Source organism: Pseudomonas pseudonitroreducens (genome assembly GCF_021603645.1).
Classification (GTDB): Bacteria; Pseudomonadota; Gammaproteobacteria; order Pseudomonadales; family Pseudomonadaceae; genus Pseudomonas; species Pseudomonas pseudonitroreducens.
In genome coordinates, this window is record NZ_BQHJ01000009.1 from 211,762 (window position 1) to 233,777 (window position 22,016).

Here is a 22,016-nt window from a genome sequence, read left to right on the forward strand (position 1 = left end):
CTTCCGTCATGCGCGGTGCGCGGCGGAGGAGGCTGTTGTTCTGTGGGAGAAGGGGCCCTGAAGAGCCCCTCACCCTGGCCCTCTCCCAGGGGGAGAGGGGACTTTGAAACTCCGCAGTTTCGGCGGTGCCTCGGAGCGAGGCACCGCTTACTCCATTACTGGCAGGCTTCGCAATCCGGATTGTCGATGGAGCAAGCCTGGGGCACTGGAGCCGGTTGCGGCTCGGCGGCTGCGGCCTGCAGGCCATCGTTGCCACCAGCGGACACGGCGTTCAGCTTGCCGGTGTTGATGGTGGACTTCTCGGTGCTGGTGGCGGCCAGGGCACGGAGGTAGTAGGTGGTTTTCAGGCCACGGAACCACGCCATGCGGTAGGTCACGTCCAGTTTCTTGCCCGAGGCACCGGCGATGTAGAGGTTCAGCGATTGGGCCTGGTCGATCCACTTCTGGCGGCGGCTGGCGGCGTCGACGATCCACTTGGTCTCGACTTCGAAGGCGGTGGCGTACAGGTCTTTCAGGTCTTGCGGGATGCGCTCGATCTGCTGCACGGAGCCGTCGTAGTACTTCAGGTCGTTGACCATGACCGGGTCCCACAGGCCGCGCGCTTTCAGGTCGCGAACCAGGTAGGGGTTGATCACGGTGAACTCGCCGGAGAGGTTCGATTTCACGTACAGGTTCTGGTAGGTCGGCTCGATGGACTGCGATACGCCGGTGATGTTGGCGATGGTCGCGGTCGGCGCGATGGCCATGATGTTCGAGTTACGGATGCCTTTCTGTACGCGGGCACGTACCGGAGCCCAGTCGAGGGATTCGGTCAGGTCGACGTCGATGTACTTCTGGCCACGGGCTTCGATGAGGATCTGCTGCGAGTCCAGCGGCAGGATGCCCTTGGACCACAGGGAGCCGTCGAAGGTCTCGTAGGCGCCACGCTCGTCGGCCAGGTCACAGGAAGCCTGGATGGCGAAGTAGCTCACCGCTTCCATGGACTTGTCGGCGAACTCGATGGCAGCGTCCGAGCCGTAGGCGATGTGCTGCAGGTACAGCGCGTCCTGGAAGCCCATGATGCCCAGGCCCACCGGGCGGTGCTTGAGGTTCGAGTTGCGAGCCTGCGGGACCGAGTAGTAGTTGATGTCGATAACGTTATCGAGCATGCGCACGGCGGTCTTCACGGTCTTCTCGAGCTTGGCGGTGTCCAGCTTGCCGTCGACGATGTGGTTGACCAGGTTGATCGAGCCCAGGTTGCAGACCGCGATCTCGTCCTTGTTGGTGTTCAGGGTGATCTCGGTGCACAGGTTCGAGCTGTGCACGACGCCCACGTGCTGCTGCGGGCTGCGCAGGTTGCACGGGTCCTTGAAGGTCAGCCACGGGTGGCCGGTCTCGAAGAGCATGGAGAGCATCTTGCGCCACAGGTCTTTGGCCTGGACGACCTTGAACACCTTGATCTTGTTGTACTCGGTCAGGGCTTCGTAATACTCGTAGCGCTCTTCGAAGGCCTTGCCGGTCAGATCGTGCAGGTCCGGTACTTCGGACGGGGAGAACAGGGTCCACTTGCCGTCGTCGAAGACGCGCTTCATGAACAGGTCCGGAATCCAGTTCGCGGTGTTCATGTCGTGGGTACGGCGACGGTCGTCACCGGTGTTCTTGCGCAGCTCGAGGAATTCCTCGATGTCCAGGTGCCAGGTTTCCAGGTAGGCGCAGACGGCGCCCTTGCGCTTGCCACCCTGGTTCACGGCGACGGCGGTGTCGTTCACCACCTTCAGGAAGGGGACGACGCCCTGGGACTTGCCGTTGGTGCCCTTGATGTAGGAGCCCAGCGCGCGCACCGGAGTCCAGTCGTTGCCCAGGCCACCGGCGAATTTCGACAGCATGGCGTTGTCGTGGATGGCGTTGTAGATGCCCGACAGGTCGTCCGGAACGGTGGTCAGGTAGCAGGACGACAGCTGCGGACGCAGGGTGCCGGCGTTGAACAGGGTCGGGGTCGACGACATGTAGTCGAACGACGAGAGCAGGTTGTAGAACTCGATGGCGCGAGCTTCACGGTCCTTCTCTTCGATGGCCAGGCCCATGGCCACGCGCATGAAGAAGACCTGCGGCAGTTCGAAACGGATGCCGTCCTTGTGGATGAAGTAGCGGTCGTACAGGGTCTGCAGGCCGAGGTAGGTGAACTGCTGGTCGCGCTCGTGGTTGATCGCGGCGCCCAGCTTGGCCAGGTCGTAGCCCTTGAGCTTGCTGTCGATCAGCTCGAACTCGGAGCCCTTCTCGACGTAGGCGGCCAGGGCCTTGGCGTAGAGGTCGGCCATCTCGTGGTGGGTGGCGCTCTCGGCCACGCCGAGGAAGCCCAGCGCTTCGGCGCGCAGGGTGTCCATCAGCAGGCGGGCGGTGACGTAGGAGTAGTTCGGCTCGCGCTCGACCAGGGTACGGGCGGTCATCACCAGGGCGGTGTTGACGTCCTTCTCGGCGACGCCGTCGTACAGGTTCTTCAGGGTTTCGCGCTCGATCAGGCTGCCATCGACTTCGGCCAGGCCTTCGCAGGCTTCGCGGATGATGGTCTGCAGGCGGCCCATGTCCAGCGGCTGGGTGCTGCCGTCGGTCTTGGTGATGCGGATGCTCGGGTGCGGCTGGGCGATGTCGCTGGCGTTGCCGGCGGTCTTGCGCTCGTTGGCGCGGGCTTCGCGGTAGATCACGTAGTCGCGGGCGACTTTCTGCTCGCCGGCGCGCATCAGGGACAGTTCGACCTGGTCCTGGATTTCTTCGATGTGGATGGTGCCACCGGAGGGCATGCGGCGCTTGAAGGTCGCGGTGACCTGTTCGGTCAGGCGGCGCACGGTCTCATGGATGCGCGACGAGGCGGCGGCAGTGCCGCCTTCCACGGCGAGGAACGCCTTGGTGATGGCTACGGTGATCTTGTCATCGGTGTAGGGAACTACGGTGCCGTTGCGCTTGATCACACGCAGCTGGCCGGGCGCAGTGGCGGCCAGATCCTGTGCGGATTCGGCGGCCTGCGGCGCGTTGGCCTGCGGGTTCTCGCGAGTGGTGTCGATTTGCATGGGTGGTTGTCTCCACGTTCTCGTAATGGGTTTGTTGCCGACGCCAGGGGCGCCATTCTCAGAAACAAAGAGCAAAAAGAGCGGTGGCTCGCGGGTGCAGCCGCAAGCTGGAATTCTTCTGGAACAGGGGGAATGACCCGAAGCGCCTCCCTGGCCCAACTCGGGTGCCGGCTTTACGGGCCGGGACCACAATACCTAGTGGTGTTGAACGTTACGTTGCAACACCCGTACCGCATTTCCATCGACATGAATCGCTCCTGGCGGGCAGGGCCGCGTGGCACATCAGTACGTCTGGAATACGTTGTGGTGGAACCGGAGGAGCCGTGGAACAGGCTCGGGATTTCGACTTTCTTCTTGTGTCCGGTTCGTAGTGGCAACCCCAAGATGTAGGGGTATACCGCAACGGGGATACAAGATAATGCGCTATGGGGGTGTTTGCAAGGCGGGGCGTCGGGGAAAAGCTGTGGATAAAATGTGCATGAAATGTGGGTGAAGCGGGGTAACTCGCGCTATCCCTGATGCTGTCTGCCTTTCACCGTTCGTCGTAGTTGGTGAGAGATTTTTCATACGCGTCAGGGGCGCTGCGCGGGGAGGAACACTACCACAAGATGTAGTGTTTCTGTCGCAGCAGCCCTTGACCTTTTCGCGCAATGCCTGCTTACGCCGCTGGCGTGCCGCAGGGCTGGCAATCTGGCTACAATGCCGGCCGCTTTTGCGGGCTCTCTATAGTGAGGTGTGCCCGCGCTCGCTTATGGCGCATCAGGAGGCAAGGTGGAACAAGAAGCGCGCATTCTCATCGTCGAGGACGACCAGCGACTGGCCGAGCTGACCCAGGATTACCTGGAGAGCAACGGCCTGGCGGTGTCCATCGAGTCCCATGGCGGCAAGGCGGTGGAGCGGGTGCTGGCCGAGCGGCCGGACCTAGTGGTGCTCGACCTGATGCTGCCGGGCGAGGATGGGCTGTCCATCTGCAAGCGCCTGCGTCCGGATTACGATGGGCCGATCCTGATGCTCACCGCGCGCACCGACGACATGGATCAGGTGCAGGGCCTGGAGATGGGCGCCGACGACTACGTGTGCAAGCCGGTGCGCCCACGCGTGCTGCTGGCGCGCATCCGCGCCCTGCTGCGGCGCAGCGAGCCGGCCGAGGCCGTACCGGCCGTTGCCGGCAAGCGCCTGACCTTCGGCAAGCTGGTGATCGACAATGCCATGCGCGAGGCCTGGCTGGACGAGCAGACCATCGAGTTGACCAGCGCCGAGTTCGACCTGCTCTGGCTGCTGGCGGCGAACGCCGGGCGCATCCTCTCCCGCGAGGAAATCTTCAACTCCCTGCGCGGCATCGAGTACGACGGCCAGGACCGCTCCATCGACGTGCGCATCTCGCGCATCCGCCCGAAGATCGGCGACGACCCGATGCACCCGCGCCTGATCAAGACGGTGCGCAGCAAGGGCTACCTGTTCGTCGGGGAGCTCTGAGCCGTGAGCGCCGTGCCACCGTTCCCCGAGCTGCAGGGCGAGCGCTTCCGCCTGCGCGCCTTCACCGATGCCGACCAGCCGGCGGTATTCCGCGCGCTGTCGCATCCCGAGGTGATCCGCTACTACGGCGTCTCCTACGCGACGCTGGAGGCCACCCGCGAGCAGATGGAGTGGTTCGCGCGCCTGCATAAGGAAGGCAGTGGTATCTGGTGGGCGATCTGCCGGCCGGAAGCGCCGGAAGATATCGTCGGCGGTTGCGGCTTCAATAACTGGCAGCAGGAACATCGCTGCCTGGAGCTGGGCTACTGGCTGTTGCCCGAGCACTGGCGGCAGGGTGTGATGAGCGAATGCCTGCCGCTGATCTGCCGCCACGCCTTCCGCGACATGCACGTGCACCGCATCGAGGCCGAGGTGGAGTCGGAGAACCTCGCCAGCGGCCGCTTGCTGCTGCGCCAGGGGTTCATGCTGGAGGGGCGGCGCCGCGAGTGCGAGGTGAAGGACGGCGCGTTCCTCAGCCTGGATTACTACGGGTTGCTCAATGCTGGGGAGGCCGGGTGAGTATTGCGCTCGGGCTGGCCCTCACCCCAGCCCTCTCCCAGGGGGAGAGGGGGCCGTCCGTGCTGGCTGCGAGTTTGGCGCCATCCTGCCATGGTGGTGGCAGGCGACATGATTCGGTAGCAGCTCCAATCTCCGCGCGCACTCTGAACAGTCCCCTCTCCCTCTGGGAGAGGGCTAGGGTGAGGGCGCTCTTCCATGGCGCCGAACCCACCCGGAAAGCCCACCCATGAAATCCATCTTCCTGCGCATCTACGGCGGCATGCTGCTGACCCTGGTGGCTGTCGCCGCGCTGGCCGTGCTGACCCTGCACCTGGTCAACGACGTGCGCGGCGAGCGCTACCGCGAGGACCTGGCGCGCGGCACCTTCCGCCTGATGGCGGACGAGCTGCTGCCGATGAGCGAGGTGGATCGCAAGCGCGCGCTGAGCCAGTGGAGCCGCCTGCTGGGCATTCCGCTGAAGCTCACCAGCCTGGACGCGCTGGGCATGGAAGGGCGCAGCCGCGCGCGGCTGATGAACGACCAGGTGCTGGTGCAGGCCGGCGCGCCCCATGAAGTGAAGGTGATGACCCAGGTGAGCGCGGCCGAAGGGCTGATCCTCACCGGCGAGGTGGAGCAGGTCAGCGAGCAGCTGGCGCGCGCCACCATCTACCTGCTGATGGACGAGCTCAAGCGCTACCCGGCCAGCGAGCAGCCCTATCACCTGGCGCGCATCGTCCGCGACAAGCGCTTCGGCTTCGAGGTGCACCTGCTGCGCCTGAAGGAAGTCGACCTCGACGACGACCAGAGCCGCCGGGTGGAAGAGGGCGATACGGTGATGGCGCTGGGCAAGGGCGGCGATTCGATCCGCGTGCTCTCGGGCATCCTCGACACGCCCTGGGTGCTGGAGCTGGGGCCGATCTACCAGATGAATCCGTACCCGCCGCAGTTGCTGACGATCATCGTGGTCGTCGCGCTGACCCTGATTGGCCTGACGCTCTATCTATTGATCAGTGGCCTGGAGCAACGCTTGCGTGGCCTCGAATCCGCCGCCACGCGCATCGCCCGCGGTAGCCTGGATACCCGCGTGGAAGTGCGCGGGGCGGACTCCGTCGGGCGGCTGGCCGGGGCCTTCAACCACATGGCCGAGCAGTTGCACCTGTTGCTGACGGTGCAGCGCGAGCTGGTGCGCGCGGTGTCCCACGAGCTGCGCACGCCGGTGGCGCGGCTGCGCTTCGGGCTGGAGATGATCGAGTCCGCCGAGACCGACACGGCGCGGCGCAAGTACATGGAGGGCATGGATGGCGACATCCAGGACCTCGACCAACTGGTGGACGAGATGCTCACCTACGCGCGGCTGGAGCAGGGCTCGCCGGCGCTGAGCTACCAGCGCATCGAGCTGGGCGCGCTGGTGGAGCAGGTGGTGGCGGAGATCGCCCCGCTGCGCCGGGAAATCACTGTCACCTGCGAGCCGGGTGCGTTGGTGCCGTTCGACCAGGGCAGCTGGATCGAGGCCGAGCCGCGCTATCTGCATCGCGCCCTGCAGAACCTGATGACCAATGCGCTGCGCTACGCCGAAGGGCGGGTGCGGGTGAGTTACCGGGTGAGCGTGGACCGCTGTCAGGTGGACGTGGAAGACGACGGCCCTGGCGTACCGGAAGCGCAGTGGCACCGGCTGTTCCAGCCGTTCTTCCGCGCGGACGACAGTCGTGCGCGGGTCACCGGTGGGCATGGGCTGGGGCTTTCCATCGTGCGGCGGATCATCCATTGGCATGGCGGCCGCGCGCAGATCGCGAAGAGCGAAGTGCTGGGTGGCGCGTGCTTCACGCTGATGTGGCCGCGCCGCCAGGCACCGAAGGTCGACGACAGTATTTGACCTTGAAGTCAAAAAATGCAGAATGCTGCGGTGCCATCACAGGTTGATGGCGCCCGCCGCGTCGCTGTGCAATTTCCTTCAGTGAAACAGCTCTCTTAAGAGGTATTGCAGAGTCACCGGTATCGTTATGTAATTTTTGCTATAACGAGCGCTTGCGGCAGGGCAGGCGGGCCGGTCAGCGACAGGCCCGCGCAGGGTTTCAGGCAGGAACACCGAGGATCACATGGGACGCTTTGATCACTGCAGTCGCCTTCACGCCAGCCGCCAGGCCGAGCTCGCTGACCGCATCGCGGGTGACCACCGCGACCACTTCGGCGCCGCCGGGCAGGCCCAGCACCACCTCGGCATTCACCGCTCCATCGGTAACCGACTTGACCGTGCCGCTCAGGCAGTTGCGCGCGGACAGGCGGATGTCCTCGGCCTCGGTCATCAGCATTACCCAGGGCGCCTTGACCAGCGCGATGACGTCCTTGCCCTGGGCCAGGCCCAGGCTCTTGACGCTTTCCTCGGTGACGATCGCCACCAGTTCGCTGCCGCCGGGCAGGGCGACCACGACTTCCGCATTGACCGCACCGTTGCGCAGTTGCCTGACGCTGCCCTTGAAGACGTTGCGTGCACTGACCTTCATGAACTGACTCTCCTGAATTCGTTTGCATGGCCGGCTTCGCGCCGGATACATCACGGGACTGAACTGAGGTTATAGACCAGTCCTGACCGTTCAACGCTTGAAAACAACAACCCACTGGAGCATCACGATGAAACACCGCTTCGCAAGCCTGTCCCTGCTGGTCGCTTCCTGCTTCACCCTGCACTCGGCCCTGGCCGATGAAGTGCAGGTCGCCGTCGCCGCCAACTTCACCGCGCCGATCCAGGCAATCGCCAAGGACTTCGAGAAGGACACCGGCCACAAACTGGTCGCCGCCTACGGCGCCACTGGCCAGTTCTACACCCAGATCAAGAACGGCGCGCCGTTCGAAGTCTTCCTCGCCGCCGATGACAGCACACCGAAGAAACTCGAAGCCGAGAAGGAAATCGTCCCCGGTTCGCGCTTCACTTATGCCATCGGCACCCTGGCGCTGTGGTCGGCCAAGGACGGCTACGTCGATGCCAAGGGCGACGTGCTGAAGAAGAACGAGTACAAGCACCTGTCCATCGCCAACCCGAAGGCCGCGCCCTACGGCCTGGCCGCTACCCAGGTGATCGACAAGCTCGGCCTGAAGGACAAGGTCGCCGGCAAGATCGTCGAAGGCCAGAACATCACCCAGGCCTTCCAGTTCGTTTCCACCGGCAACGCGGAGCTGGGCTTCGTGGCGTTGTCGCAGATCTACAAGGATGGCAAGGTGACCAGCGGTTCCGCCTGGATCGTCCCGGCTGATCTGCACGACCCGATCCGCCAGGACGCCGTGATCCTCAACAAAGGCAAGGACAGCGCTGCCGCCAAGGCGCTGGTCGAGTACCTGAAGGGTCCGAAAGCCGCCGCGGTGATCAAGTCCTACGGCTACGAACTCTGATTTTCTGAAGGAATAGGCAATGCCCCTCACGCAGGAGGATTTCCTGGCCATCCGGCTCACCATTGAGCTGGCTGCCCTGAGCACCCTGATCCTCCTGCTGATCGGCACGCCGATCGCCTGGTGGCTGTCGCGCACCCGCTCCTGGCTGAAAGGTCCGCTGGGGGCGGTGGTGGCGCTGCCGCTGGTGCTGCCGCCCACGGTGATCGGCTTCTACCTGCTGATCACCATGGGCCCCAACGGCTTCATTGGTCACGCCACCGAGAGCCTGGGCCTGGGACGGCTGCCGTTCACCTTCGCCGGGCTCGTGGTGGGCTCGGTGTTCTATTCGCTGCCCTTCGTGGTGCAGCCGTTGCAGAACGCCTTCGAGGCGATCGGCGACAAACCGCTGGAGGCTGCCGCCACGTTGCGCGCGAGCCCCCTGGATACTTTCTTTTCGGTGGTCCTGCCGCTGGCGCGGCCGGGTTTCATCACCGCCAGCATTCTTGGCTTCGCCCACACGGTGGGCGAGTTCGGCGTGGTGCTGATGATTGGCGGCAACATTCCGGGCAAGACCCGCGTGGTGTCGGTGCAGATCTTCGATCACGTCGAGGCCATGGAGTACGCCCAGGCGCACTGGCTGGCCGGCGGCATGGTGATCTTCTCCTTCTTCGTCCTGCTGGCGCTCTATGCGAGCCGCCGCAGCCGTTCGGCCTGGGCCTGAGGTGGGCATGCCGCAAGAGCTTTCCGCACGCGCCATCGAGGCCCGTTTCCAGATCGCCTATTCGGGCTTCAGCCTGGATGTCGACCTGCAGTTGCCGGGCAAGGGCGTGACCGCGCTGTTCGGCCATTCCGGCTCCGGCAAGACCACCTGCCTGCGTTGCGTGGCGGGCCTGGAACGTGCGCCGCTCGGCCGCCTGGTGGTGAATGGCGAGGTCTGGCAGGACAGCGCCAGCGGCGTGTTCCTGCCGCCGCACAAGCGCGCGCTGGGTTACGTGTTCCAGGACGCCAACCTGTTCGAGCACCTGTCGGTGAAGCGCAATCTCGCCTATGGCATGAAGCGCGTGCCGCGCGACCAGCATCGTGTCGAGCTGGAACAGGCCTGCGAGCTGCTCGGTATCGGCCATCTGCTCGAGCGCATGCCGGGGCATCTCTCCGGTGGCGAGCGCCAGCGCGTCGGCATGGCCCGCGCGCTGCTGACCAGCCCGCGCCTGCTGCTGATGGATGAACCGCTGGCGGCGCTGGACCTCAAGCGCAAGGCGGAAATCCTGCCTTACCTGGAGCGCCTGCACGACGAGCTGGATATCCCGATTCTCTACGTCAGCCACTCGCCTGACGAAGTGGCGCGGCTCGCCGATCACCTGGTGCTGCTGGACCAAGGCAAGGCGATTGCCAGCGGCCCGGTGATGGAAACCCTGGCGCGCACCGACCTGCCGATTTCCCATCTGGAAGATGCCGGCGTGGTGATCGACGGCCAGGTGCTCGGGCACAACGCCGACTACGGCCTGCTGACCCTGGCGTTGCCGCATTGCGAGCAGCGCATTCGCCTGGCCCACGCGCCGATGGACAAGGGCAGGGCACTGCGTATCAAGGTACAGGCGCGGGACGTCAGCCTGAGCCTGGAGCCGGCGGCCCACAGCAGCATCCTCAACGTGCTGCCGGCGACCGTCGTCGAGATCGTGCCGACGGACAACCCGGCGCATCGGCTGGTGAAGCTGGATGTGGCCGGCACGCCGCTGCTGGCGCGGATCACCCGTTATTCCCACGACCAGCTCGGCCTGCAGGCCGGGCAGGCCGTATGGGCGCAGATCAAGTCGGTGGCGTTGCTGGCATAGTTCAGCGCGCATCCGCGTTCGTAGGATGGGTGGAGCGCAGCGATACCCATGCTGTCGGTGTGCTGGAACGATGGGTATCGCTGCGCTCCACGCCATCCTGCAAGCGCCATGTGTGTCGCGAATTTTTGCGAAAAAGTCAGAAAGAGGAAGGGCGGCCACTGGCCGCCCTTCCTGTTTCATTCCGCGCCTTACAGCAGCGGGATGGTGTAGCTGACGATCAGGCGGTTTTCGTCCTGGTCACGCTGGTTGGGCACGCCCTGGGTGGAGGCTGCCGGCAGGCCGCTGCGCATGGTGGCGTTTTTCCAGGCCAGGCCCAGGCCCTTGAAGGTACCTTCCGGGACCACGTAGCCCAGGGCGATATCACGCTCCCACTCGCCCTTGTCGCCTTGCTTGGTGTCGATGTTGTCGGCGTTCAGGTAGAGCACGCTGAAGGTCAGGCCCGGTACGCCGAGGTCGGCGAAGTCGTAGGCGTAGCGACCGATCCAGGTGCGCTCGCCGGCATGGTTGAACTTCAGCAGCTGGGCGTCGGAGATCAGGTAGGTACTGGTGCCTTCACCGTCGCCACGGTTCAGATAGGGGAAGTCACTGTCGCCGGTCATCGTCTGGTAGCCGGCGCCGATGCTGTGGCCACCCAGGGCGTAGGTGAACATGCCGCTGTAGACGTTGTTGTCGACTTCGCCCTTGAGGCTGTTGCCACCGTAGTAGCCGCTGCTGACGTAGCCGTCGGCACGGCCGGAGGCGCTGCCGTTCTTGCCGTCGGAGTCACTGATGAAGACGCGGATATCCGATTTCAGCGTGCCCGGACCGATGGCCCAGTTGTGGACCAGGCCGAGGTAGTTCTGCTTGTAGAAGTTGTCCAGCTCGCCGTAGTAGTACGACAGGGTCAGGTTCTTGGTCGCCTTGTAGTCGCCGCCGGCGAAGTAGAACTTGTTGCTGTCGCGGGAGGTGGCGGTGCTGCCGTTGGCGCCGGCGATGGACATGCTGCGCCAGTCGGTGGAGTTGCGGCCCTTGGTGTGGGTCAGTTGGCCACCGGTCACGGTCAGGTTGTCGATGTCGGTGGAGGTGACCTGGCCACCCTCGTAGGTCATCGGCAGCAGGCGGGCGTCGTTGTAGACCACCACCGGCAGCTTGGGCTGCAGGGTGCCGTAGCGGAATTCGGTCTTGGAGATCTTCGCCTTGGCGGTCAGGCCCAGGCTGCTGAAGTCATCGACGGCGCTGCCATCGCTTTCCAGCGGGAAGATGGTCCCGGGTTGCCTGTCGCTGTTGAGCTTGCCGGCCCTGCCGCCGCCGTCCAGGCGCACGCCGAGCATGCCCAGGGCGTCAACGCCGAAGCCCACGGTGCCCTGGGTGAAGCCGGAGGCGTAGTTGAGCATGAAGCCCTGGCCCCATTCTTCCTGCTTGCTGGGCTGGTTGGCGGCGTTGCCGTTGCGGTTGTCGGTGTTGATGTAGAAATTGCGCAGGGTCAGGCTGGCCTTGCTGTCTTCGATGAAGCCGCCGGCGTATGCCGATTGCGCGATGAGGCCGAGCGAGCTGGCCGCAATGGCGAGCGCCAGGGTGTTTCTGGTCATTACGTTTGCTCCGATGGTCATTTCTTTTTGTGGGGACCCCAAGAACCAGACGTTGCCGTTTGGCTGTATATGATTCTATATACCGATAGACCTTCTGACGATTCCTCTGAAGGAAAGCTCTGAGGATCAAAAGAGGTAGAGGGCGTCTGGGTGGCGTGCATGACGCCAAATTCTGACTTTTAAGTCAAGACTTTCAGTTATTTCTGTCAGCTGCGGGAATGGCGACCAGGCTCAGCAGGCGCTCATCGAACAGGCTGAACTGCCCGTCGATCTCCTTGCCGTGGTGCCATTCCGCCGAAAGGTCGGTGAGCAGCCGCAGGCGTGCGTGGCCTCCGGCGGACCAGCTGAGCAGCTCGGCGTGCTCGAAGTAGAAGCGCTTGCGTACCAGCGGAAAGAGCGCCTTGAACAGGCTTTCCTTGAGGGAAAAGGTCAGGGTGACCTGCAGCGCCGCCTGCTGCGGATCGAGGCGCGCCAACTCGTCCGGCGTCAGGATTTCTGCTGCCAGCCGCTGCGCCCGTGCGGTTTCCAGGCGGTTCTCCACATCCAGCCCGAGCCCCCGCCAGTGGCTGTCACGGGCGACGATCGCCGCTGCCCAGCCGTCGCCATGGGTGATCGAGCCGCAGAAACCTGCCGGCCAGACCGGCGCTCGCTCTTCATCCGTACCGGGTACCCAGGCCTCGCTGCCTGCGGCCAACAACGCCTCACGGGCGCACAGGCGCCCGGCGAGGTATTCGGCCTGACGCTTGGCCACGGAACGCTGGATATTGGCCGGCGCCTCCACCCGGCTCAGGGCGAAGTCCCCGGCCTGCAGGCGCTGGCGGTCGAAGCGGGTGCTGCGCAACTGGCAGCCGGCCAGGGGCGTGGGCAGCGGCCAGTCGGCGTCGAGTGGAGTACAGAAGTCGGGGAGGGCGGTCATGGGAACATTCTGCCGCGCCAGAACGTGGCTCACCAGTCACGCGGCACTTACATTCGTTTGCAAACCTTCACCAAAGGCGTACGGATTCATCCGACAAGCTTTGACACACTGCGCCCCGCGTTCCCAAGGGGACGCAGGTGAGGTTGTTGTTGGAGTGCTGCCACGGTGGGCTCCGACCTTTACACTTGATTGAGTGCGGGAGCCCGAATGGGCTCCCGTTTTTTATTGCCTGGCGTTTTTACGCGCCCTCAGGCTTGACGTCGAAGATTTCCTTGAAGAAGGCCTGCAGGTCCGCCCAGGACTTCTGGTCGGCAGTCTTGTCGTAGCCCACGTCCAGGCCATGGCCCTTGTGCTTGTCGGCGTCCGGGCTGGTGAAGCTGTGCTTGGCGCCGGGCTGGACCACCAGCTTGTAGTCGGCCTTGGCGTTGTCCATCTCTGCCTTGAAGGCTGCGACGCTCTCGGCCGGCACCAGGGTGTCGGCGCCGCCATGCTCGACCAGAATCTTCGCCTTGATCGTCCCTGGCTGCGCCGGCGTCTGGGTCGCCAGCACGCCGTGGAAGCTGGCCACGCCGGCCAGCGGCAGGCCGGCGCGGGCCATGTCCAGTACCACCTTGCCGCCGAAGCAGTAGCCGATCGCGGCGATCTTGCTCGGGTCGGTCTGCGGCTGCTTCTTCAGCAGTTCCAGCCCGGCCTGGAAGCGCGCCTTGGCGGCATCGGCGTTCTTCAGCGCCTCGGCCATGAAAGCCTTGGCGTCGTTGGGGTGTTCGGTGTGCTTGCCGTTGCCGTACATATCGATGGCCAGCGCGCTGTAGCCCAGTTCGGCGAGCTGCCGGGCGCGGCTTTTCGCGTAGTCGTTCAGGCCCCAGAACTCATGGACGACGATGACGCCGGGACGAATGCCGGATTTGGCGTCGTCGTAGGCGAAGTAGCCGATCATTTTCGTGCCGTCAGTGGATTCGTAGGGGATTTCCTGGGTCTTGATCGCGGCGGAAGCGCTGGCCGCGAAGGCGAACAGCAGCAGGGCGGTGAGCAGGCGCATGGCGAGACTCCTGAGCGGGGAACATTGAAGATAGCCGCTGACGCGGAAAACGCCCGTGTGCCGTGCGCGCGGCCGCTCAAGGGCGCGGTTGCCGGCCGGAAGATGGAAGCCCGGACAAGTGAAAAGTCCGACAGCCTCGTCTACCCTTGCGCCCATGTCCTGACCCGCGAAGCGATAGGCCGATGTTGGACCTGAGCACCTGGAATCTGACCATTCCCCAACGCGGCCCGGCCGCGACCATTTCCACGGCCAAGCTCGGCCGTGACTACGAGAGCGCGTATTTCCGCCGCAGCGCCGATGGTGTGGAGTTCTGGGTGCCGGTGAATGGCGCCCACACCAGTGGCAGCGAATTTCCCCGTACCGAACTGCGCGAGACCAGGCCGGACGGCCGCCTGGTGACCTGGCGCTATCCGTTGGCAGAGAACCAGATGGTCGCCACCCTGCGCGTGGAGGCCGTGCCTTCCAGTCGGCGCATGGTGATCGGACAGATCCACAGCAACGGCAGCGGCAGCGCCGAGGCCTTGCCGCTGGTCAAACTGGTCTACCAGCAACGCCTGGACAAGGCGCGGGTGCAGGCACTGGTTCGCGATCGGCCGGATGACATCACCACGCGCACCTATACCGTCTATGACGGCATCCCCCTGGGCGATACCTTTACCTACCGGCTGGGCGTGTCCAGCAGCGGCGTGCTGAGCGTGCAGGTCGAGAATGGCCAGGTCAGTCAGCAACTGGATACGCAATGGGCCTACCAGGGCCTGTACTTCAAGGCAGGCCTCTACCTGCAGGACAATCGCGGGCCCGCCAGCGAAGGCGGGCGCGCCACCTTCACCGATCTGAGCATTCGACACCAATGAAGACTTCCTCCATCGTCCGCCGCGCTTCCCTGGCCTTGTCCCTGCTGCTGCCGGCGGCACTGGCGCAGGCCGCGCCGGGCGACGATTTCGGCGCCTGCCTGAACCGCCTGCAGGGCGCCGCCCAGGCCAAGGGCGTCAGCGCCGCGAGCTTCGCGCAGTTCACCCAGGGCCTGCAGCCGGACATGACTGTGCTGCCGCTGCTGGATGCCCAGCCCGAGTTCACTACGCCGATCTGGGATTACCTGGCCGGGCTGGTGGACGAGCAACGTGTCGCCGACGGCAAGGCGCGCATGGCCGAACATGCCGACCTGCTGCGCAAGGTCGCCGCGCGCTATCAGGTCGATCCGGCCACGGTGGTCGCCGTGTGGGGCGTGGAGAGCGACTACGGGCGCATCACCGGCAAGCGGCCGCTGCTGGTTTCGCTGTCGACGCTGTCCTGCTACGGGCGGCGCCAGTCGTTCTTCCAGGGCGAGTTCATCGCTACCCTCAAGCTGCTGCAGCAGGGCGATATTCGTGACAGCGGCATCACCGGTTCCTGGGCCGGCGCCTTCGGCCAGACGCAGTTCATGCCCTCGACCTACGCGCGCATCGCCGAGGACTTCGACGGCGACGGCCACCGCGATCTGGTGGGCAGCACCGCGGACGCCCTGGCGTCCACCGCCAACTACCTGCGCAAGGCCGGCTGGCGTGAAGGCCAGCCCTGGGGCTACGAAGTGAAGCTGCCGGCGGGGTTCGATGCCTCCCAAGCCGGACGCACCAAGCGCCGGGCGCTGTCCGACTGGACCAGCCGAGGCGTGAAACGTATCGATGGTAAGCCGATCCCCAGCCTCGATTCCAAGGCGGCCATCCTGCTCCCGGCGGGCGTCAACGGTCCGGCCTTCCTGGTGCTGCGCAATTATGACGCGATCTATTCCTACAACGCAGCGGAAAGCTACGCACTGGCCATTGCACTGCTGTCCGACCGCCTGCGCGGCGAGCCGGGGCTGCGCACGCCTTGGCCGACCGACGATCCGGGCCTGAGCCGGGCACAGCGCAAGGAGTTGCAGGAGTTGCTGATCCAGCGCGGCCATGACATCGGCCAGGCGGACGGGATGATCGGCGACGTGACGCGCAAGGCGATCCAGCAGGAGCAGAACAAACTGGGTCTTACGCCGGCGGATGGGCGGGCAGGGCAGAAGATTCTCAAGGCGTTGAAGGGCGGCTGACAGCGCCGCTCTGTGATTTGGCGAAGCCCCGGCATGGCCGGGGCTTTTCGTTTGGGGTGAGGCACTGCTGTAGGAGCGAGCTTGCTCGCGAACCAGCGGCGCGTGCAGCGGTGTCCTGTGCATACGTATCTCGTGTATGAAATTTCCTTCAGCCGTATCGTTCAGCATTGGTTCAGCAGCCGGACAGGTTCGGTTCAGTGCCCCCCTCGTAACCTTCTCCCCGTCAACACATTACAGACATCCTTGACGGGAGAATCCCCATGAAAGCCATGAAGAAACTCGCCCTCGCCAGCGCCATCCTCGGTGCCAGCCTCGCTGCCACCGCCGCCAATGCCGCCGACACCTTCGTCGGCATGACCTGGGGCGAAACCAGCAACAACATCCAGAAGTCCGACGCGCTGAACCGCAACCTGAACAACCCGAAACTCGACAGCGTGATCAACAACAGCGGCACCTGGGGCGTACGCGCCGGCCAGCAGATGGAGCAGGGTCGCTACTACGTGACCTATGAAAACGTCTCCGACACCGAGAACGGCCTGAAGCTGCGCCAGCAGAACCTGCTCGGCAGCTACGATGCCTTCCTGCCGCTGGGCGACCAGGGCACCAAGCTGTTCGGCGGCGGCACCGCCGGCCTGGTCAAGCTGGAGCAGGACTCCAAGGGCTACAGCCGCGACAGCGATGTGGGTTACGCCATCGGCGCGCAAGCCGGTATCCTCCAGGAACTCGGCAAGAACGCATCTGTGGAAGGCGGCTACCGTTACCTGCGTACCAACGCGAGTACCGAGATGAGCCCGCACGGTGGCAGCAAGGTGGGATCCCTTGACCTGCACAGCAGCTCCCAGTTCTACCTGGGCGCCAACTACAAGTTCTGACCGGTACCGCAACCGGGCCCCGTGCGGCCCGGTTGCCTGACTCAGGGAGCACGCGCATGAAACTGCTGGTGGTGGAAGACGAGGCGCTGTTGCGCCATCACCTGTATACCCGGCTCGGCGAGCAAGGCCACGTGGTCGATGCCGTCGCCAATGCCGAAGAGGCGCTTTACCGCGCCAGCGAATACCATCACGACTTGGCGATGATCGATCTCGGCTTGCCGGGCATGAGCGGCCTGGACCTGATCCGCGAATTCCGCAGCCAGGGCAAGAGCTTCCCGATTCTGATCCTCACCGCTCGCGGCAACTGGCAGGACAAGGTCGAAGGCCTGGCCGCCGGCGCCGACGACTATGTGGTCAAGCCCTTCCAGTTCGAAGAGCTGGAGGCGCGCCTGAACGCGCTGCTGCGCCGCTCCAGCGGCTTCGCCCAGTCGAGCATCGAGGCCGGCCCGCTGGTGCTGGACATCAACCGCAAGCAGGCGCTGGTCAACGGCGAGTCACTGCAACTGACTGCCTTCGAATACCGCATCCTCGAGTACCTCATGCGCCATCACCAGCAGGTGGTAGCCAAGGAGCGCCTGATCGAGCAGCTCTACCCGGACGACGACGAGCGCGATCCGAACGTCATCGAAGTACTGGTCGGCCGCCTGCGCCGCAAGCTCGAGACCGCCGCGGGCTTCAAGCCGATCGATACCGTGCGTGGCCAGGGCTACATCTTCAACGAGCTGTGTAAATGATCCGCTCGCTACGCCTGCGCCTGATGATCGGGGCGGCGATTCTCGCTGTGCTGTTCATGGCGGCGCTGTTGCCGGCTCTCCAGCGCGCGTTCAGCATCGCCCTGGAGAATGCCATCCAGCAGCGCCTGGCGGCGGACGTGGCGACCCTGGTGTCCTCGGCGCGTATCGATGGCAATGTCCTGAGCATGCCCGAGCACCTGCCGGTGGAGGATTTCAACCTTCCCGAGTCGAAGCTGCTGGGCTTCATCTACGACCAGTCCGGCAAGCTGGTGTGGCGCTCCACCTCGGCCCAGGACGAGACGGTCGAATACACGCCCAAGTACGATGGCATGATCGATGAGTTCACCCGTATCCGCGATGCCGGCGGCCAGGAGTTCTTCGTCTACGACGTCGAGATCGACCTGCTCGGTGGCAAACGCGCGGCCTACAGCATTGTCACCATGCAGCCGGAGAGCGAGTTCCGCGAACTGGTCAGCGGCTTCCGCGATCAGCTCTACCTCTGGCTGGGTGGCGCGCTGTTGCTGTTGCTGGGGCTGCTGTGGCTCGGCCTGGGCTGGGGCTTCCGCTCCATGCGCGGATTGCGTTCGGAACTGGACCAGATCGAGACCGGCGACCGCGAACGCCTGAGCGACGATCATCCTGCCGAGATGCTGCGTCTGACCGATTCGGTGAACCGCCTGCTGGACAGCGAACGCGCCCAGCGCGAGCGCTACCGCAACTCCCTGGGTGACCTTGCGCACAGCCTGAAGACGCCGCTGGCGGTGTTGCAGGGGGTCAGCGAAACCCTCGCCAGCGAGCCGAAGCACCGCGAGCAGGTGCTGGTACTGCAAACCCAGATCGAACGCATGAGCCAGCAGATCGGCTACCAGTTGCAGCGCGCATCGATGCGCAAGAGCGGTCTGATTCGCCACCGTGCGGCTCTCGATCCGCTGCTGGATACCATTGCCGGCGCGCTGGACAAGGTCTACCGCGACAAGCGCGTGAAGCTGGAGCGCGACATCCCGCCGGGATTGTCCCTGCCGCTGGAAAAGGGCGCGCTGCTGGAGATGCTCGGCAACCTGCTGGAAAACGCCTATCGGCTGTGCCTGACCACGGTGAAAGTCAGCGCGCGGAAGAGTGGCCGGATGTTCGAGTTGATCATCGAGGACGATGGCCCCGGGGTACCGGCCAGCCAGCGCGAGCGCATCCTCAAGCGCGGCGAGCGCCTGGACACCCAGCACCCCGGCCAGGGCATCGGTACGGCGGTGGTGAAGGACATCATCGACAGCTACGACGGCGAGCTGGCGCTGGAGGAGTCAGCGCTGGGCGGCGCCTGCTTCCGCATTCGTCTGCCGGGTTGAATCCTGAATTTGCGTAGGAGCAACTGTCTTCTCTGGATAGTCCGTCGCTGCGTCTTCCCCCTCACCCCAACCCTGGCTGCGCGCCCCGCTCCTCAGGGAGAGGGGGCAGTCCGAGCCGACTGACGCTAAGGTTTGATCCTGCACCGAACGGTCCCCTCTCCCCTTGGGAGAGGGCTAGGGTGAGGGATGGCCTAAGCGCAGAGGTATCTCGTAGGAGCGGACTCTGTCCGCGATGAGTTCACTGCGTGCCGGACGCCATCGCGGACGGAGTCCGCTCCTACAAGAGCTGATCACGCGGTGTCTGACGCGGAAGTGTTTGCGGCGCGGCACGTACCTCATTCCCCCTGCTGCGCCCGATACGCCCCCGGCGTCAGCCCCGTCCATTTCTTGAACGCCCGGTGGAACGCCGAGGGCTCGGAGAAGCCGAGCTGGTCGGCGATGTCCTGGATCGAGTGCTCGTCGCGGCCCAGGTAGTAGATCGCCAGGTCGCGGCGCAGCTGGTCCTTCAATTCCTGGAAGTTCGGCCCTTCCTCGCGCAGGTGCCGGCGCAGGGTCTGCGGGCTCATGTGCAGTTGCGCGGCGACCTGCTCGAGGTCCGGCCAACTGCGGCAGTCGCGGCCGAGCAGGCGGCGGATCTGGCTGGTCAGGCTGTCGCCGCCATCCGGGCGGGCGAGCAGGTCGGCCGGGGAGTCCTTGAGGAAGTGCTTGAGCGTGCGCTCGTCCTGCAGCAGCGGCATGTCGAGGTAGCGTGCCTGCAGCAGCAGGCTGGTGCTGCCGGCGGAAAAGCGGCGAGGGCAGGGGAACAGCAGGTCGTACTCGGCCTGGTGTTCGGGCGCCGGGTAGCTGAAGGTGGCTTCCTCCAGGCGGATGCGCTGGCCGATCAGCCAACTGGCCAGGCGGTGCCAGATCAGCAGCAGGCTCTCAGTAAGGAAGTGGTCCGGGTCGCGCAGGTGAGTCTCGTCCAGGGTCAGCCGGGCGCGGTCGCCATCGCGAACCAGCTCGATCCGTGGCGCCTCGGGAAACAACCCGTAGAACAGCGAACCACGGCCCAGCGCCTTTTCCAGCGTGCGGCAGTGGATGATCGCGTTGCACATCATGGCGAAGGTGCCGCGCTTGCTCGGCAGGCTGCCGAAGCCCATGTATTCGTCGTCCAGCGCTTCCCAGAGGGTCTGCATCAGGCGGCTGAACTGCTCGGGATCGATCCGTGCGCGAGGCTCGTCGAGGATGGCCGGGACGATGCCGGCGTCGCGCAGCAGCGCCTGGACGTCGAGCCCCTTGCGCTGGGCGCCATGCACGGCGGCGCGGACGAAATGGCTGGCAATGGTGCGTTCTCGCATGAGCGGTCCTTGTTGTTCTGGCCGCGCGTCCAGGAACCGCGTGGCAAACCCGATCGAACCTGATCGGAGTTCTACAATCTACGGTACGAAGGCCGTGGCGGGTACCCGCCAGAGGGCGGGAAACCCGCCAGCGAGAAGGCGGGTTTCCGCCAGAATCGTTGTCTTCCGTGCCGCGACTTTTCACGGAACTCATTGAATTTAAAGGGATTAGATATTTTTTAAAGGTCTGGCACAGCACTTGCCATATGCGATCAAGGCCTGCCGTCTGGCATGCCCTGAAAACAAATTCTCCCATTGCAGGGAGATAACGCGTTCGGTCTTGCGCCTCCCCTGGAGCGCAGGCCCAGAGGACAGAGCTGCCATGACCAAGCAACCCTTCTACAAAAGCCTGTATGTGCAGGTGCTGATCGCCATCGCCATCGGTATCGCACTCGGCCACTTCTACCCCGACACCGCCAAACTGATGAAGCCGCTGGGCGATGGCTTCGTCAAACTGATCAAGATGGCCATCGCGCCGATCATCTTCTGCACCGTGGTTACCGGTATCGCCGGCATGCAGAGCATGAAGGCGGTGGGCAAGACGGGCGGCATGGCGCTGCTGTACTTCGAAATCGTTTCCACCGTCGCGCTGATCATCGGCCTGGTCGTGGTCAACGTCGTCCAGCCGGGCGCCGGCATGCACGCCGACGTCGCCACGCTGACCGCCGAAATGAACAAGAACGCGGCGCTCACCGGCTTCATCGCTTCGGGCGAGAAGCAGAGCACCATCGACTTCTTCATGAACGTCATCCCGAGCACCGTGGTCGGCGCCTTCGCCAACGGTGACATCCTCCAGGTGCTGTTCTTCTCCGTGCTGTTCGGTTACGCGCTGCACCGCCTGGGTGACTACGGCAAGCCGGTGTTCGAGTTCATCGATCGCATCACCCACGTGATGTTCAACATCATCAACGTGATCATGAAGGTCGCTCCCATCGGTGCCTTCGGTGCCATGGCCTTCACCATCGGTGCCTACGGCCTCGGCTCGCTGGTGCAGCTGGGCCAACTGATGCTGTGCTTCTACATCACCTGCCTGCTGTTCGTGCTGATCGTGCTGGGCGGCATCGCCCGCGCCCATGGTTTCAGCATCCTGCGCTTCATCTCGTACATCCGTGAAGAACTGCTGATCGTGCTGGGCACCTCGTCCTCCGAATCGGCCCTGCCGCGCATGATCGCCAAGATGGAGAAGCTCGGCGCCGACAAGAGCGTCGTCGGCCTGGTGATCCCGACCGGCTACTCGTTCAACCTCGACGGCACCTCGATCTACCTGACCATGGCTGCGGTGTTCATCGCCCAGGCCACTGACACGCCGATGGACATCACCCACCAGCTGACCCTGCTGGTCGTGCTGCTGATCGCCTCCAAGGGTGCCGCTGGCGTCACCGGTTCGGGCTTCATCGTGCTGGCGGCAACCCTGTCCGCCGTCGGCCACCTGCCGGTTGCCGGCCTGGCGCTGATCCTCGGCATCGACCGCTTCATGTCCGAAGCCCGCGCCCTGACCAACCTGGTCGGCAACGGCGTGGCCACCATCGTGGTCGCCAAGTGGTGCAAGCAGCTGGACGAGAAGACCCTGTCCGCAGAACTGGCCGCTGGCCCGGGCAACTCCGCGGAGCTGCAGCCGTCCTGACGCGCTTTTCAAAGAGCAATTCGGCCCGGTGAACGTGAAGCACCGGAGCCTTTCCAGCCCGCTCAATTGAGCGGGCTTTTTTATGCGCGGGTGAAAAGCCGCGGCTCTTCGTAGGAGCGAGCTTGCTCGCGAACGGTTTCCCGGCAGCTTTGGAGGTGGGCGGGTTCGCGAGCAAGCTCGCTCCTACAACGGTGCCTTGGCCGCGTGCAGGGGAGGCTGGGCTTTGCAGCGCGCGT

At 64.6% G+C, this 22,016-nt stretch carries 18 protein-coding genes; 12 read left to right on the forward strand and 6 right to left on the reverse strand.

Features of this window, described 5'->3' with window-relative positions:
- Positions 1-155: 155 nt before the first annotated feature.
- Positions 156-3,044 carry a ribonucleoside-diphosphate reductase subunit alpha gene (locus L6D89_RS22135; RefSeq protein WP_236201185.1) on the reverse strand — a complete coding sequence of 963 codons (2,889 nt, stop codon included), beginning with the start codon at positions 3,042-3,044 and terminating at the stop codon, positions 156-158.
- A gap of 771 nt (positions 3,045-3,815) precedes the next feature.
- Here L6D89_RS22135 and L6D89_RS22140 point away from each other — a divergent pair.
- The 3 genes from L6D89_RS22140 (at position 3,816) to L6D89_RS22150 (ending at position 6,930) form a co-directional block, all read left to right on the forward strand.
- The gene (locus L6D89_RS22140; RefSeq protein WP_054909344.1) at positions 3,816-4,520 is read left to right on the forward strand and encodes a response regulator; all 705 of its coding nucleotides are present in this window, start codon (positions 3,816-3,818) and stop codon (positions 4,518-4,520) included.
- 3 nt (positions 4,521-4,523) lie between these two features.
- Positions 4,524-5,078, forward strand: coding sequence for a GNAT family N-acetyltransferase (locus L6D89_RS22145; protein ID WP_236201186.1), 555 nt, complete (start codon positions 4,524-4,526; stop codon positions 5,076-5,078).
- 226 nt (positions 5,079-5,304) lie between these two features.
- Entirely contained in the window at positions 5,305-6,930 is a 1,626-nt protein-coding gene (locus tag L6D89_RS22150; protein ID WP_236174953.1) for an ATP-binding protein, read from the forward strand.
- Between the two features lie 199 nt (positions 6,931-7,129).
- On the opposite strand, the gene L6D89_RS22155 is transcribed toward L6D89_RS22150, so the two are convergent.
- The gene (locus L6D89_RS22155) at positions 7,130-7,558 is read right to left on the reverse strand and encodes a TOBE domain-containing protein (protein ID WP_236201187.1); all 429 of its coding nucleotides are present in this window, start codon (positions 7,556-7,558) and stop codon (positions 7,130-7,132) included.
- A 127-nt stretch (positions 7,559-7,685) separates the two neighbouring features.
- Here L6D89_RS22155 and modA point away from each other — a divergent pair, with 127 nt between their 5' ends.
- The 3 genes from modA to modC are packed head-to-tail and all read left to right on the forward strand — an operon-like array spanning position 7,686 to position 10,252.
- The gene (gene modA, locus L6D89_RS22160) at positions 7,686-8,441 is read left to right on the forward strand and encodes a molybdate ABC transporter substrate-binding protein (RefSeq protein WP_236201188.1); all 756 of its coding nucleotides are present in this window, start codon (positions 7,686-7,688) and stop codon (positions 8,439-8,441) included.
- 19 nt (positions 8,442-8,460) lie between these two features.
- Positions 8,461-9,141 (forward strand): molybdate ABC transporter permease subunit, encoded by a 681-nt coding sequence (modB, locus tag L6D89_RS22165; RefSeq protein ID WP_236174956.1) that lies wholly within the window; start codon positions 8,461-8,463, stop codon positions 9,139-9,141.
- A gap of 7 nt (positions 9,142-9,148) precedes the next feature.
- Positions 9,149-10,252: a molybdenum ABC transporter ATP-binding protein gene (gene modC, locus L6D89_RS22170; protein ID WP_236201189.1), complete on the forward strand. Its 1,104-nt coding sequence runs from the start codon at positions 9,149-9,151 to the stop codon at positions 10,250-10,252.
- A gap of 188 nt (positions 10,253-10,440) precedes the next feature.
- On the opposite strand, the gene L6D89_RS22175 is transcribed toward modC, so the two are convergent.
- The 3 genes from L6D89_RS22175 to L6D89_RS22185 form a co-directional block, all read right to left on the reverse strand.
- Positions 10,441-11,820 carry an OprD family porin gene (locus L6D89_RS22175; RefSeq protein WP_236201190.1) on the reverse strand — a complete coding sequence of 460 codons (1,380 nt, stop codon included), beginning with the start codon at positions 11,818-11,820 and terminating at the stop codon, positions 10,441-10,443.
- Positions 11,821-12,013: 193 nt separating this feature from the next.
- Positions 12,014-12,736 (reverse strand): 4'-phosphopantetheinyl transferase family protein, encoded by a 723-nt coding sequence (locus tag L6D89_RS22180; RefSeq protein WP_236201191.1) that lies wholly within the window; start codon positions 12,734-12,736, stop codon positions 12,014-12,016.
- Positions 12,737-12,974: 238 nt separating this feature from the next.
- Positions 12,975-13,775: a dienelactone hydrolase family protein gene (locus L6D89_RS22185; RefSeq protein WP_236201192.1), complete on the reverse strand. Its 801-nt coding sequence runs from the start codon at positions 13,773-13,775 to the stop codon at positions 12,975-12,977.
- A 182-nt stretch (positions 13,776-13,957) separates the two neighbouring features.
- Between L6D89_RS22185 and L6D89_RS22190 the strand changes: the two genes are divergently transcribed.
- The 5 genes from L6D89_RS22190 to L6D89_RS22210 all read left to right on the forward strand — a co-directional run bounded on the left by L6D89_RS22190 (position 13,958) and on the right by L6D89_RS22210 (position 18,780).
- Positions 13,958-14,629: a polysaccharide lyase family 7 protein gene (locus L6D89_RS22190; RefSeq protein WP_236174961.1), complete on the forward strand. Its 672-nt coding sequence runs from the start codon at positions 13,958-13,960 to the stop codon at positions 14,627-14,629.
- Entirely contained in the window at positions 14,626-15,834 is a 1,209-nt protein-coding gene (locus tag L6D89_RS22195; protein WP_236201193.1) for a lytic murein transglycosylase, read from the forward strand. Before L6D89_RS22190 ends, L6D89_RS22195 begins: the two co-directional genes overlap by 4 nt.
- Positions 15,835-16,094: 260 nt before the next feature.
- Positions 16,095-16,706 carry a hypothetical protein gene (locus L6D89_RS22200; protein ID WP_236201194.1) on the forward strand — a complete coding sequence of 204 codons (612 nt, stop codon included), beginning with the start codon at positions 16,095-16,097 and terminating at the stop codon, positions 16,704-16,706.
- 56 nt (positions 16,707-16,762) lie between these two features.
- Complete coding sequence (locus tag L6D89_RS22205; RefSeq protein ID WP_236174964.1) at positions 16,763-17,440, forward strand: response regulator; 678 nt, start codon at positions 16,763-16,765, stop codon at positions 17,438-17,440.
- Positions 17,437-18,780 carry an ATP-binding protein gene (locus tag L6D89_RS22210; protein WP_236174965.1) on the forward strand — a complete coding sequence of 448 codons (1,344 nt, stop codon included), beginning with the start codon at positions 17,437-17,439 and terminating at the stop codon, positions 18,778-18,780. Before L6D89_RS22205 ends, L6D89_RS22210 begins: the two co-directional genes overlap by 4 nt.
- A 335-nt stretch (positions 18,781-19,115) precedes the next feature.
- Here L6D89_RS22210 and L6D89_RS22215 read toward each other — a convergent pair whose 3' ends face one another.
- Positions 19,116-20,117 carry an AraC family transcriptional regulator gene (locus L6D89_RS22215; protein WP_236174966.1) on the reverse strand — a complete coding sequence of 334 codons (1,002 nt, stop codon included), beginning with the start codon at positions 20,115-20,117 and terminating at the stop codon, positions 19,116-19,118.
- 361 nt (positions 20,118-20,478) lie between these two features.
- On the opposite strand from L6D89_RS22215, the gene L6D89_RS22220 reads away from it, so the two are divergent.
- Positions 20,479-21,780, forward strand: a complete 1,302-nt coding sequence (locus L6D89_RS22220; RefSeq protein WP_138526068.1) for a dicarboxylate/amino acid:cation symporter — start codon at positions 20,479-20,481, stop codon at positions 21,778-21,780.
- Positions 21,781-22,016 lie beyond the last annotated feature (236 nt).

Coding starts and splice junctions, on each gene's coding strand:
- L6D89_RS22135 (WP_236201185.1), bottom strand. CDS start 3,044: ATGCAAATCGACACCACTCGCGAGAACCCGCAGGCCAACGCGCCGCAG.
- L6D89_RS22150 (WP_236174953.1), top strand. CDS start 5,305: ATGAAATCCATCTTCCTGCGCATCTACGGCGGCATGCTGCTGACCCTG.
- L6D89_RS22155 (WP_236201187.1), bottom strand. CDS start 7,558: ATGAAGGTCAGTGCACGCAACGTCTTCAAGGGCAGCGTCAGGCAACTG.
- modA (WP_236201188.1), top strand. CDS start 7,686: ATGAAACACCGCTTCGCAAGCCTGTCCCTGCTGGTCGCTTCCTGCTTC.
- modB (WP_236174956.1), top strand. CDS start 8,461: ATGCCCCTCACGCAGGAGGATTTCCTGGCCATCCGGCTCACCATTGAG.
- modC (WP_236201189.1), top strand. CDS start 9,149: ATGCCGCAAGAGCTTTCCGCACGCGCCATCGAGGCCCGTTTCCAGATC.
- L6D89_RS22175 (WP_236201190.1), bottom strand. CDS start 11,820: ATGACCAGAAACACCCTGGCGCTCGCCATTGCGGCCAGCTCGCTCGGC.
- L6D89_RS22180 (WP_236201191.1), bottom strand. CDS start 12,736: ATGACCGCCCTCCCCGACTTCTGTACTCCACTCGACGCCGACTGGCCG.
- L6D89_RS22185 (WP_236201192.1), bottom strand. CDS start 13,775: ATGCGCCTGCTCACCGCCCTGCTGCTGTTCGCCTTCGCGGCCAGCGCT.
- L6D89_RS22190 (WP_236174961.1), top strand. CDS start 13,958: ATGTTGGACCTGAGCACCTGGAATCTGACCATTCCCCAACGCGGCCCG.
- L6D89_RS22195 (WP_236201193.1), top strand. CDS start 14,626: ATGAAGACTTCCTCCATCGTCCGCCGCGCTTCCCTGGCCTTGTCCCTG.
- L6D89_RS22200 (WP_236201194.1), top strand. CDS start 16,095: ATGAAAGCCATGAAGAAACTCGCCCTCGCCAGCGCCATCCTCGGTGCC.
- L6D89_RS22205 (WP_236174964.1), top strand. CDS start 16,763: ATGAAACTGCTGGTGGTGGAAGACGAGGCGCTGTTGCGCCATCACCTG.
- L6D89_RS22210 (WP_236174965.1), top strand. CDS start 17,437: ATGATCCGCTCGCTACGCCTGCGCCTGATGATCGGGGCGGCGATTCTC.
- L6D89_RS22215 (WP_236174966.1), bottom strand. CDS start 20,117: ATGCGAGAACGCACCATTGCCAGCCATTTCGTCCGCGCCGCCGTGCAT.
- L6D89_RS22220 (WP_138526068.1), top strand. CDS start 20,479: ATGACCAAGCAACCCTTCTACAAAAGCCTGTATGTGCAGGTGCTGATC.